General features: G+C 45.0%; 9 protein-coding genes. 1 reads left to right on the top strand and 8 read right to left on the bottom strand.

Going from position 1 to position 13,111, the window contains the following annotated elements; translation table 11 throughout:
- Positions 1-49: 49 nt before the first annotated feature.
- The 7 genes from L1271_RS21420 to L1271_RS21390 all read right to left on the bottom strand — a co-directional run bounded on the left by L1271_RS21420 (position 50) and on the right by L1271_RS21390 (position 11,133).
- Positions 50-853 (bottom strand): MBL fold metallo-hydrolase, encoded by an 804-nt coding sequence (locus tag L1271_RS21420; RefSeq protein ID WP_102056407.1) that lies wholly within the window; start codon positions 851-853, stop codon positions 50-52.
- Between the two features lie 76 nt (positions 854-929).
- Positions 930-3,440, bottom strand: a complete 2,511-nt coding sequence (gene hrpB, locus L1271_RS21415) for an ATP-dependent helicase HrpB (protein ID WP_235368765.1) — start codon at positions 3,438-3,440, stop codon at positions 930-932.
- Between the two features lie 76 nt (positions 3,441-3,516).
- The gene (locus L1271_RS21410) at positions 3,517-5,385 is read right to left on the bottom strand and encodes a GGDEF domain-containing protein (RefSeq protein ID WP_235368764.1); all 1,869 of its coding nucleotides are present in this window, start codon (positions 5,383-5,385) and stop codon (positions 3,517-3,519) included.
- A complete protein-coding gene (locus L1271_RS21405) occupies positions 5,385-6,269 on the bottom strand; it encodes a hypothetical protein (RefSeq protein WP_235368763.1) in 885 nt (294 codons plus the stop codon). Before L1271_RS21405 ends, L1271_RS21410 begins: the two co-directional genes overlap by 1 nt.
- A gap of 210 nt (positions 6,270-6,479) precedes the next feature.
- Positions 6,480-9,107 carry a methionine synthase gene (gene metH, locus L1271_RS21400; RefSeq protein WP_235368762.1) on the bottom strand — a complete coding sequence of 876 codons (2,628 nt, stop codon included), beginning with the start codon at positions 9,105-9,107 and terminating at the stop codon, positions 6,480-6,482.
- A gap of 9 nt (positions 9,108-9,116) precedes the next feature.
- The gene (locus L1271_RS21395; protein ID WP_010604097.1) at positions 9,117-10,196 is read right to left on the bottom strand and encodes a homocysteine S-methyltransferase family protein; all 1,080 of its coding nucleotides are present in this window, start codon (positions 10,194-10,196) and stop codon (positions 9,117-9,119) included.
- Positions 10,186-11,133 carry a homoserine O-succinyltransferase gene (locus tag L1271_RS21390; protein WP_102056401.1) on the bottom strand — a complete coding sequence of 316 codons (948 nt, stop codon included), beginning with the start codon at positions 11,131-11,133 and terminating at the stop codon, positions 10,186-10,188. The genes L1271_RS21395 and L1271_RS21390 overlap by 11 nt, the downstream gene beginning before the upstream one ends.
- A 177-nt stretch (positions 11,134-11,310) precedes the next feature.
- Between L1271_RS21390 and L1271_RS21385 the strand changes: the two genes are divergently transcribed.
- On the top strand, positions 11,311-12,201 hold the full coding sequence (locus tag L1271_RS21385; protein ID WP_227387285.1) for a DMT family transporter: 891 nt from the start codon (positions 11,311-11,313) through the stop codon (positions 12,199-12,201).
- A gap of 45 nt (positions 12,202-12,246) precedes the next feature.
- Here the strand turns inward: L1271_RS21385 and L1271_RS24890 are convergent, their stop codons facing one another.
- The gene (locus tag L1271_RS24890) at positions 12,247-12,915 is read right to left on the bottom strand and encodes an Ig-like domain-containing protein (RefSeq protein ID WP_235368761.1); all 669 of its coding nucleotides are present in this window, start codon (positions 12,913-12,915) and stop codon (positions 12,247-12,249) included.
- Positions 12,916-13,111: the final 196 nt, after the last annotated feature.

The raw sequence follows: 13,111 nt of genomic DNA, 5'->3' as shown, positions 1-13,111 counted from the left end.
GAATGCTAAAGGTTTAGTATTGATGAACAAAGCTTAACTAAAACTGATCTTACTTGTGATTTTCTGGATAATTGGCTACCACAGATAATGTCCGCTTTACAAATGTATTCAGCGCCCGCTCTGGAAGAAAGGGTTGTCGCCCTTCAAGATTAAACTGTGATAATAAGCGCTTAATCTCCTCATCGTTCTTTATTTGCTCAACCGACTTACCCGCCTGATTCAAAATCTTCACCCGCTCAACCAAAGCGAATGTTTGAATTCTATGTTCTTCGAGTTCTCTTTTCGATGTAGGTTTGCCATGACCTGGCACAATCAACGTATTTTGATCGCCAATCGATAAAAGTAAGTCTACCGCTTTATTAAAACCCGTTAAGCCCCCAGCATAAAATGTTGGATGCCAGTTTGTGGTGTAAATGTCCCCGGTGAATAAAATATTGCTCGTGGGGTGATAGAGAATGTTGTCATTGGCGGTATGTGAAACGGCTTGAGTATGCTTTATCACCCCAAGCTCCTTTAACCCTTGTGGGCTGTCAATAAGTGTAAAACCCTGTTGTTGGAAAAAAGCATTACCACCAGTGTGATCCGAATGACTATGCGTATTTAGCAGGTATTTTTTCTCGGTCTGAAAGCTATTCTGTATCAAATCATTGAGCTTTGGCAAATCCGCATCTTCAGCTGTGGGGTCAATGATCACCACTCCCCTTTTCGTTGCAAAGATCCCAATGTTTGTGCCATAACTTTTATCTCTAACGACTTTTGCTGTGTCAGATTGATAAAGCACTTCAAACTCACCGCTATAAGTTGGCTGAGCAACAATTAAGCCCAATAAGATGAACCCCGTAATAGACCGCATTTCACACTCCTTTCTACATTAGACTGTTCACGTTATAGCCATTATGACTTCTTTACAAGCCTGTTGCTCCACCAGCCTACTTTCCTCTCGCTTTTATGGAGCGGCCGGGCTTTTCCTCAAGCGGTTTATCTGGCCATCGGTGTTTTGGATATCGACCACGCATTTCTTTGGCCACCTCAAAATAAGAAGTTTGCCAAAAGTTGCTTAAATCACTGGTGGTTTGGATTGGCCTTTTCGCTGGAGATAACAGCTCAAATCGCACTGCGACTTGACCATTGGCGAGCGTTGGCGACGTCAATTGACCAAACATTTCTTGTAACACCACAGAAACGGTTGGCCCTTGGTGCTCATCGTAGCGGATCGCGACTCGCTTATCGCTTGGCGTAACATAAAACTCAGGTGCTTGCGCTTCGAGTTGCTGTTGCTGCTCCCAAGTGAGTGTCGCTTGAAGCAGGTTAAAAATATCCAGTTGCTTCAGTTGTTTGATAGTGTTTACGCCCGTCAAATAGGGCAATAACCAAGTATCAAGCTGCGCTATCAAACTTGACTCAGATATCTGTGGGAAGGTATTCAATTGTTCACTTAACCATTTAGCTCGAGCGAGCCAAGCGTGACTTTTTACCGACCAATTGAGCAAACCAAGTCCTTCCGATGTGAGAATATCCTTCACACATTGGGCAAACGCTTCTTTGGGGATCTGACTCAGGTTTTGCTCTTTTAATACCAGAGCATGATATTTAACTTGTTGCCGGCCCTGAATCGCCTCTTTTTTACTATCCAGTTGATACTGCACCACCTCACTCAAATATGGCGCTAGCTGCTCAAGTAATGTGCTCTTTTCGATTGCGCAGCTTAGAAATACCAAGCCATCCTTATTTTTGCCATCCACATCACAAACAATCAAATAAGCCTGACCTTGCAGCGGATCGCCGTCACGTAATGTCACCCCCCGACCATTCGCAAGTAAGTAGCGGTTGTCCCCTAAAGGACGTTTTTGTGCAGCTCTGTCAGGAAAGGCATGGAGCAATAAAGTAGGTGCTAAGGTTTGAATATCTACAAGGGTGATTGCTTCACTCTTGAGACTAATTCCCAGTCTGTGTGCAAATGATTTGGCCAATTTTACGGCCTGCTCTGCGGCAGCTCTGTGCAAGCGATATGCTTTGGCGGCACGGGTACGGTCTTGCACAAACTCTACCAATGCCAATACTCGTTCACATACATCACTTGTGTTAGCTTGTACTACAATATCGCGCTCGCTCAATATTGCCGCCAAAAAACAAGCAAGTTGTTGCGAAATTAGCGTCTCACATCGCAGTAGCATGCTGGCAAGACGAGGCGAAACCCCTAGTTGTAGTGCACGCTGCCCAGCAGTTAACACTTTATTATGCGCATCGACCAAGCCAAGCGACTGATTCAATTGACAGGCCACCGAAAAATGTTGCACCGGTGGCGATGTTAGCCAATTCGCGTCCTTGTATTGTGTCACGCCCCACGCGCTGAGCTCTAACGCTAAGTCAGAAAGGTCAGTGGTGGTTATTTCTTCTGGCTGAAAGTCACTTAAATTATTATGCTCGCTTTCGCGCCAAAGACGTAAACAATGGCCCGCTTGTAGACGACCCGCACGCCCTGCACGTTGTGTTGCTGATGCCTTTGAGATCATCACCGTATCGAGCCGCGAGAGACCGCTTCTAACGTCATAGGTTAAGCGTTTTTCAAGGCCAGAATCTATAACCATAGTGATCCCGGTTATAGTCAAACTGGTTTCAGCAATATTGGTCGAAAAAATAATACGTCTTGATGCGCTGGCGCTTTTACTGAGTACTTTCTCTTGCTCAGATAAGGGTAACCCGCCGTACAAAGGCAGAAGCTCAATATTACTTTGGTCAAGCTCTTGGCACGCCTCAATGCAGCGCTGAATATCAGCCTGCCCGGGAAGAAAAACCAATACATCACCATCGCTTTGTAGAGTGAAAGCGTGACGCAGCGCACTTAATACATGCTCCGCTAAGTAACGACTCGCTTTACCGACATATTCAATTTCAACAGGATAGGTTTTACCGGGGCAAGATAACCTTGGTGCACCATCCAGATAATTCGATAAAAGCTCGGTGTCTATCGTTGCAGACATCACCAGTAATTTGAGGTCGTCGCGATACGCTTGTTGCACTTCAAACGCGAGCATTAAAGCTAGATCCGCATGAATAGAACGCTCATGGAATTCATCGAAGATAATAAGTGCAACATCACTGAGTTCGGGATCCGCTTGAAGACGGCGAGTCAATACGCCTTCGGTGACGATTTCCAAGCGGGTGTTGGATGAAACACGTTGCTCGTTTCGGATTTGATAACCGACTCGCTCACCGACCGATTCCCCCAGCTGTTTGGCCAAATAGGTCGCGATAGATTTTGCAGCCACACGACGTGGCTCAAGCATAATAATTTTTTTACCGGAAAAAATATCAGCTTGCAGTAAACGCAGCGGCACTAAGGTCGATTTACCTGCGCCGGGCTCGGCTTGTAATACCAGACGGTTATCATTGTTTAAGGTGGAAATAATCTCGGGGATGAAGGCTTCAATCGGCAGCAAAACTATAGCGCTTTATTATTCTATCTTGTTCAATATGATACACCTAAACTGGATGTCTCCAAACAGCAGAATTCGCTTAACGAGTATTACAAGCATAAATAAGATCGGATAGATTTGACCACGTTTTTAGTTTGCCTGCTTGTAAATATGAGCGTAGATTTTGCACCATGTGCTCTGCCGGACTCTGTACTTCCTCGTCTCCAGTGTGCACGCCAACCCAGGCATTACGATGAGATTCTTTCGCAAGATATAAGCCACCGTCGGCTAACTCTAACACATGTTCCCAGTTAAGCTTGTCTGGTTGTGTTGGGTCAAACGGGAATGGAGCAAAGCCAATTGAACAAGTACAGTTGATAGTTTGATCGTTCACCACAAATGGATAGCTCTCCACTTGGCGACGGATCCGTTCTGTCACTTCGTGCGCAGCCGCTCTGTCCATATCCGGCATCACCAACAAAAACTCTTCCCCACCCCAGCGCACTAATATATCTGACTCTCGTGTGCATTGCTTGAGGATTTCAGCAAAGTCTTGCAACACGATATCTCCTGCGGCATGGCCAAAACTATCATTGATATTTTTAAAGTGGTCGATATCAATAATCACAAAAATTAGATCGGCATTCTGTTGTGTTTGCGGAATTTGCCACTTTTGCCTGTACACTTCAATGGTGCCATCGATCACGCTAAAAAAATGATGCCGATTACTCAGACCGGTCAAGCTATCGGTGAAACTAAGGGTTTGTAACCGCTTATTTCGCTCTGCGAGTTCCTCAGTACGCTGCGCAACCTGACTTTCTAACAGCTTGGTGTAAAGGCGATTTTGCCAACGCCAATAAAAGACCAGCGCTAAGGTAAATACAAGCAGGACTATCAATAACCAACGCTGCTGGCTTAATCTTGCATTTTCTATCTGTTGCTGATGCGCCATAATCTGCTTTGCCTGCTGGGCATTGTCTCGCTCAAGCTCATTAAGTGCCTGCTTTTGTTGGGCAAGAGAATATTGCGCTTCTAGCTTAAGTAGTTTGTTATTACGCTTTTGCAAATTCAGTGACTGCTCGGTAACGGCATAGCGTTTTAAATAACGATGCGCTTGCTGATAGTCTCCAAGCTGAGCATAGGCTGAGGCCAGTATCCACTGCAACTGAGATTGAAAAAGTAAAAAACGTGTGCCGAGTGTATCTCTCAGCCCAGCCTGAGCTAAATCAATTGAAGTTGCAAAATCGCCACTTTGTAAAGCCACTCTGGCACGCTGCACTGCCGACATAATCCGCATTCTTTGGTTTTGAACCAAATAACCCGCATTGTCTAATTCATCTAGAATTTGCTTGGCTGGTAAATATTCCCCGAGCTGTAAATGAGCCCAAGAACGCGTCAGCTTTAACTGCGCAAGCGTCTCCTGCCGAATGCCTGAAATCTCTGGTACGAAAGAAGACTTAAGCGCTAAACGATAAGCGCCCTTATCCATATTCAAGCGCGACTGCCATAAACTGATATCGGCTTTTACCTGGGCATTATCATCAATTTGCTCAGCCAGTACTGACGCTTTATCTAAATAGCGCTGCGCTAACTCATAGCTCTCTAAGTCAATATCAAGGTGAGCAATGGCGAGATAGGTGTTTGCCTTTAAAAATGTATTGTTATCAGCTTCGGCCAACTGCAACGCTTGTTGGTGCAAGTCGAGACCATCCTCAAACTCACCAAAGTGTTGAACTATACTACCCTCTAACAGTAATGCTTTGATTTGCAACGGCTTATTACCTTGCGCACGCGCTTGCTCTCGAAGTGCTCTGATGTCCGGTAATAAAGACAAGTCATAATCTTGTTCAGCCGACATTTGTAGCGCATTTAAGTTGCGCTGTATTTGTTCTGATGATTCGTAAGCAAAACCACAAAATGTAATTAGCGCACTTACCAATATGCAAAGCGATACCACAGCTGGCTGCATTAGTCTCCTCCCACCAGCATTTCAGCGTTAGCCACCTGCCAATTCGCCACTTTTTTGTTGATAAAACCAGATTCTGTCAACGCCCGTTTGATCACGCCTCGTCGTTTAAGTATTTTTAACCCACGATTGAGTGCCGCAAATATTTGCATGCCTTCAGGATGATTTTTACTGACGACAAAATGCCGAGAGTCTGGCAAGACAACCTTAATATTTTCGATTGGGACATATTCTTTACCTTCAAAATTTAAAGTTAAAGAATCACTCACGCTAAAATTAATCAACATAGTGTCGACGACATCACTTTCTACCATTGCCAACATGGTTTCCCACGGGCCAATAAAGCTCACCATGTGTAAGTCTGTATTCATCAAGGCACGCCAATCCACTTCCCATTGCGGGTTAGATACCACATTCAGCTGCCGAAGCTGTGAAAGCGGCGTTTGCTGCAGTGCGACATTACGCTTGGTGACGTAAAGCCCAGCTTCGTAATCTCCTACTTCAACAAGCGGATCTGAGATAAATAATGAGCCGCGATAGTCCACGATATTTTCATGCCAAACACTGCGAGCAAGGATTAAACTTTCCCCAGCGATCAGATCGGAAAACTCTAAAATATTCACCGAAGGTTTTGGATTAAATACAACTTTGCGCGTCTCACCACCAAGAAACAAGGCCTGCTGTAGTAACACCATTTCGATGATTTCAATATGCGAACCTTTGGTGGTTGGAAAAAAAGAATCAACGTCTAAGACGTCACGACCAGCAAGAAAGTGCTCATAACGCTGACTGAAATTTTCACTACTGATAATGTCAACAACCAGCTGATTGCTCCCCCAACAGAGATTGGAAATAAAAAGGAGTGAAAACAGCCACTTCATCTTCATTGTTGAGTAAAGCCTTATTATTAACAGTTATTCAACTCAGTATACTTGAATTTAGCGTGCTCTGTTAACTACTAAACAACATATTCTAATGAATTTGGATTTGAAATTTATCAGCCCGCTAATAAACGTTAAAACTCAAGAAATGAAAGCAATAAAAAGCCCAGCTAAACTTAATCTCAGATTAGGTTTAGCTGGATGCCAATTCAGCTATTATGCCGTTTCATATCCTAAGTTAGGACCAAGCCAACGCTCCGCTTCTTCTAGCGACATCGCTTGACGCGCAGCATAGTCTTCTACTTGATCTCTTTGAATACTGGCAACGGCAAAGTACTTAGAATCTGGATGTGAGAAATACCAACCCGACACCGCCGCTCCCGGCCACATGGCGTATGAGCTAGTCAGCTTCATACCGATACGGTTTTCGACATCTAACAACTGCCAAATTTTTTGTTTCTCGGTGTGTTCAGGGCACGCTGGATACCCTGGCGCAGGACGGATCCCTTGATAGTTTTCACGGATAAGTTCTTCGTTACTTAGCGCTTCATCCGCTGCAAATCCCCAGTACACTTTACGCACTTGCTCATGTAAATATTCAGCAAATGCCTCGGCTAAGCGATCTGCGACCGCTTTAATCATGATCTTGTTGTAGTCATCTTGCTTGGCATCAAATGCATCTGCTAAGTCATCTTCTTCAAGACCACCAGTGACGGCAAATGCACCGAAATAATCAGGTGTGCCTTTAGGTGCAATATAATCCGACAAACAATAGTTAGGGAAATCGGTTTTTTCGGTTTGCTGACGCAGCTGACATGACGTAACCAAGACTTCGCTGCGCGACTCATCGGTATAAATTTCAATATCATCACCCACGCGGTTAGCAGGGAACAATCCAATCACACCCAGTGGCTGTAAAGTGCCCGCTTGTTCTAACTGATCTAACATGGCATTGGCATCATGAAACAGTTTTTGCGCCTCTTCACCAACCACTTCGTCTTGTAGAATACGTGGATATTTACCGGCCAATGACCAGGTCATAAAAAATGGCGTCCAGTCGATATAATCACGTAGCGTTTTAATACTCACGTCTTTAAACTCGGTGATCCCCAACTTATTTGGCACCGGTGGCGTGTAGCTTTGCCAATCAAATTTTACCGCATTATCGCGAGCACGCGCCAAGGTAACCGGTTTTGAACGTGGCTTTTTGCGCGCCTGCTGCTCCCGTACTTTGACGTATTCGTCCGCTGTTTTCGCTAAAAACTCTGGCTTTTGGGTTTTACTTAGCAGGCTAGATACCACACCAACCGCACGACTGGCGTTATTGACGTAAATCACACCTTTGTCGTACTGAGGTTCAATTTTAACCGCCGTATGCGCTTTCGATGTGGTTGCACCACCAATGAGTAGAGGAATATCAAAGCCGCGACGCGTCATTTCTTTCGCAACATGCACCATTTCATCAAGGGATGGCGTAATAAGGCCAGACAGACCAATGACATCAGCGTTTTCGTCAATGGCCGTTTGCAGAATTTTCTCTGCTGGCACCATCACACCCAAGTCCACGACTTCGTAGTTGTTACATTGCAGTACCACGCCCACAATGTTTTTGCCAATGTCGTGTACATCGCCCTTAACCGTGGCCATGATCACTTTACCGTTACTAGAGCCTTCTTCTTTTTCAGCCTCAATGTAAGGGTCAAGATAGGCAACCGCGCGCTTCATCACTCGAGCAGATTTCACCACTTGAGGCAGGAACATTTTGCCCGCGCCAAACAAGTCGCCAACCACGTTCATACCATCCATCAGTGGCCCTTCAATCACTTGAATTGGCTTATCAAACTGTTGGCGACAGGCCTCGGTATCCTCGTCAATAAACTCGGTGATCCCTTTAACTAAGGCGTGCTCCAAGCGTTTTTCAACCGGCCAAGAACGCCACTCTAAATCTTCCTGCTTTTCGGCTTGCGCCATGCCCGAGTATTTAGGCGCGATCTCAACCAATCGTTCGCCAGCACCGGCGTCGGTATTGAGGATCACATCCTCAACGGCATCACGGAGCTCTTTTGGAATATCGTCATACACGGCTAACTGACCCGCATTGACGATCCCCATATCCATGCCCGCTTTAATCGCATGGTAAAGAAACACAGAGTGGATCGCTTCACGCACCGGGTTGTTACCACGAAAAGAGAAAGAGACGTTCGATACGCCCCCTGACACTTTACAGTGCGGCAGGTTTTGTTTAATTCTGCGCGTGCCCTCGATAAATTCTACGGCGTAGTTATCGTGCTCTTCGATACCCGTAGCGACCGCGAAAATATTCGGATCAAAAATAATGTCTTCTGGCGGAAACCCAAGCTCGTCAACTAAGATTTTGTAAGAGCGCTGACAGATCTCAAACTTTCGTTCTGCGGTTTCCGCTTGACCAACTTCATCAAATGCCATCACCACCACAGCAGCACCAAAGCGCTTGATGATTTTGGCTTGGTGGATAAATGGTGCCTCACCCTCTTTTAAGGAGATTGAGTTTACAATGGCTTTACCTTGAATACATTTCAGACCCGCTTCAATGACTTCCCATTTAGACGAGTCGACCATGATGGGGACTTTAGAAATATCCGGCTCTGACGCTATCAGATTAAGAAACTTCACCATCGCAGCTTTTGAGTCCAACATGGCTTCATCCATGTTGATATCGATCACTTGCGCGCCGCTTTCAACCTGCTCTCTGGCAACATCCAGCGCGGTTTCGTAATCTTCTTCTAAAATTAAGCGCTTAAATTTTGCCGATCCCGTTACATTGGTACGTTCACCGACATTGGTAAATACTGCTGTTTGTGTCATGGTGAATTCCTAATTTAAGTTACAGGCTTCAAGACCTGCCAAACGCATCCGCACTTCGATGTTAGGCAAGCTACGCGGCTGGGTTTGCTCAAGGCCTCTCGCGAAGGCGCGAATATGTTCGGGCGTGGTGCCACAGCAGCCGCCAACAATATTGATAAACCCTTCATTGCCCCAATCGATAATCTCTTTTGCCATGTCATCGGCTTCTAGGTCGTATTCACCAAACTCGTTAGGAAGCCCTGCGTTTGGATGTACAGAGGTAAAGGTCTCACAAACCCGTGACAGCTCTTCTACATACTGTCTTAATAAATCTGGGCCTAGCGCGCAGTTGAGGCCAATAGAGATTGGCTTAATATGACGAATGGAGTTATAAAACGCCTCGGTGGTTTGCCCTGAAAGCGTGCGACCGGAAGCGTCGGTAATTGTGCCCGAGATCATAACAGGCAGAGTGACGCCCGCTTGCTCGAACGCTTCTTCTACACCGTAAGACGCGGCTTTGGCGTTGAGCGTATCAAAAATCGTTTCAATCAAAATAAGGTGCGCACCGCCTTCAATAAGGGCAAGCGTTGATTCGACATAGGCTGCAACCAACTTGTCAAAAGTGATATTGCGAAAACCAGGGTCGTTTACATCTGGAGAAATCGAACAGGTTTTTGACGTTGGGCCAAGTACACCTGCCACATAGCGAGGCTTGCTGGGATCTTTGGCGGTAAATTCATCACATACCGCACGTGCAAGCTTCGCCGATTCAAGATTAATCTCGCGGCTTAGGCTTGCCATGTCATAATCTTCCATCGAGATGGTGGTGGCGTTAAAAGTATTGGTTTCAATGATATCTGCGCCAGCAGCTAGATAATCGCGATGGATCTGTTTGATTATCTCAGGCTGCGTCAAACTTAGCAGATCGTTGTTGCCTTTGATAAGGACATGCCAATCTTTAAAGCGCTCACCACGATAGTCTTGTTCTTCTAATTTGTGCTTTTGGATCATGGTTCCCATTGCACCATCTAAGATCAGAATACGTTGCTGCATTGCTTGCTTAAGCTGCTCTGCTATTTGCTCACCGTTTACGGCTACATTATTCGGCATAATTGTTAGTCCTTACATCTTGGCTAACTAAGTTAATATCATAAGGTGTGGTTTGGTAAACATAGTAGTTTAACCAATTTGAGAATAACAAGAATGCATGGCTTTGCCATGTCTTAGATGGACGTTTGCTGGTGTCATTCTCAGGAAAATAGTTCTCAGGCTGCGGTGCGTTGGCCATTTTTTCACAATCACGATGGTATTCTTTTTGTAGCGTATCGGCGTCGTATTCAGGGTGACCGGTAATATAGACTTGGCTGCCTGAGTGATTTTTAATTAAGTAAGCGCCCACTTTTTCAGAGCCTGCTAATACCACTAGGTCTTTACACGCATTAATTTTATCGATGTCGATGTGGCCGTAGCGTGAGTGTGGCACCAAAAACTCATCATCAAAACCACGAGTGAGCGCCCCGTGGTCAAAGTAACAGTGGTGTTTGAATACGCCGCAAAGTTTGTCATTTTTGAGCGCTCGCTTTAACCCATAATGGTGATACAAGCCAGCATGTGCGGCCCAACAGGAAAACAGGGTTGAAGTAACATGGTGCTCAGCCCAATCAAAAAATGCTTGCAATTCCTGCCAATACACCACATCGTCATATTCAAGATGCGCCAGCGGCGCGCCAGTGACGATCAAAGCATCATAGTTTTGATCTTTCACATCCGAAAAATAGCGATAAAACATATCTAGATGTTGTTCTGAGTTTTCAGAGCTGCGGTGGGTGTCTAGTCGCAACAAATCAACATTCACCTGCAAAGGGGTATTTGCCAGTAATCGGATAAATTGCACCTCAGTCTCCACCTTATTCGGCATCAAGTTTAATATCGCGAGCCGCATTGGGCGGATCTCTTGAGTTGATGCACGACTTTGTGGCATCACGAACACATTTTCATGACGCAATTGGGCAATGGCTGGGAGTTCGTCGGTGACGGTGATTGGCATGCGCTGCTCCAGACTAATCGAATGGCATTATTATGGACAAAAACTAGAAAATTTCAACCTCTAGATGTATGGACGTCTAAACATTAGTGGTAATAATTTGATTCCTTACCTCTCACTGATTATTTCAATTTATGTATACTTGCCACCATATTAATAAACACAAGAAACTTGAGATTTATGATTGGTATTGGCGAAGCAGCAGCGATTGCAGCGGCTGGGGTATGGGCTGGCTCAACCATACTGTACAAACGATTTAGCCATCACCTTAGTCCATTTGAGTTGAACGTCAGCAAAGGCGTCATCGCTTCAGCTTTGATGATCTTGTGTTTGCTCATCGCAGGTGATGCAATGTACCCGACCTTACCCTCGAGCTGGGGCTGGCTGATAGCAAGTGGGGTACTGGGCATAGCGATTGGTGACAGTGCCTACTTTGCCGCACTTAGAAATATAGGTCCTGCTCGCACTTTGGTTATTGAAAGTCTTGCACCTGCCATCGCGGGGATCTTAAACATTGTGCTCCTTGGTGTTTATCTCAGCGCATCCGCTTGGCTCGGCATTGCAGTGACAACCGTTGGTGTGATGCTGGCGATTAAGCCAAGTAGAAGCCAGCCAGTATTAGACAAAAAACATTATCTCTTGGGAGTCTGCTTTGCACTCACGGCTGCCATTTGCCAAGCTGCAGGTATGGTGCTTTCCAAAGGTGCGCTAAATAACGAAAGCATTAGTAGTTTGTGGGCGGCACTTATCCGCTTGGGATCCGGCACCCTATTTGTGGCCTTTATTGTTGTTTATTTGAAATCACAAAGCCTGTTTAAAGCACTCACACTTAAACAAATCGACGGTAAAAACTGGTTATTCGTTGCAGTGTTTTTTGGCACCTTTATTGGACTGTGGCTACAGTTGATTTCCGTTAATCATACTGATCCCGCTATCGCACAAACCATCTTTGCAACGGCACCGCTCATGGTGATGACAATTGGACTACTGCGCAGAGAAGCTATTACTAAGTCTATGATGTTTGGAGGCCTAATTGCTTTGGCTGGAGTATTTTTATTGCTAAAGGGATAGCCAATATCACACTTAATATGTGTGCGTATTGGCCTGAGTTTGGGGTTAATTTGCTACCGAAACAGAAACTGTCGCCGGCGCGCTTGTAATATCATAAAGGTTGTTACCCTTAATGCGATATTGGAACGAATCCTGGCCAATGAACCCAGCTTTTGGTGTGTAAGTAATGGAGTAGTCACTGTTAACAGATACTGTACCATTAGCTGGTGAGCTAAAAATCTCAACACCATAATAATATGGTACGCCACTATCGTTATCTTTAACGTACACATCAACAGGTTGACCAGCAACGGTTTGTGCCAAGTCATCACTCGGATACACATCGTAATTACCACCAAACGCTTGGTCTAAGCTAACTCTGATCTCTCCCCACTCCGATGTTTCTCCAGCAGGATTAACAACGCGAAAAGAAATCGTATCTATCTTTTGGTTACCGTTGTCTTCGCCTGAGAAATAAAGCACCTTACCCTTAAATTTAACCCAACGTCTGTCTAATGTGTTGTATGCAACCGCCTGACCGTATGTAGTGTAAACTTTGTCATAAAAGCCAATTTGATCGTAGCTTTTGCTACTATCCAATTGAATACGTAGCTCACTATTTGGATAATTTGGATCAGTCACGTTGCCATCGGCAAAGATATTAAATTCCTCTTGGATGTTTAATCCAGCATTGTACTCAAATATGGCTTTATCAAGCTGGGGAGCGGCACTCACTAATGGTGCAAATAACGCGACACCGACGCTAAGTGACTTTAGTCACATTGTATTTAACTTCATTTTTATTTCCTTATGGATTGATTTCCAGCTTCTTCAGCTGGGCCTTAATTAGCAACAAGACCATACCAAAAACACATTAAACTAACAATATTAACAAATCGAGACTTGATCGTACTGGCAAAGTTAAGCGACA

The organism is Pseudoalteromonas sp. OF5H-5 (assembly GCF_021530695.1).
Lineage (GTDB): Bacteria > Pseudomonadota > Gammaproteobacteria > Enterobacterales > Alteromonadaceae > Pseudoalteromonas.
This window is presented reverse-complemented; position numbering and strand designations above follow the sequence as displayed.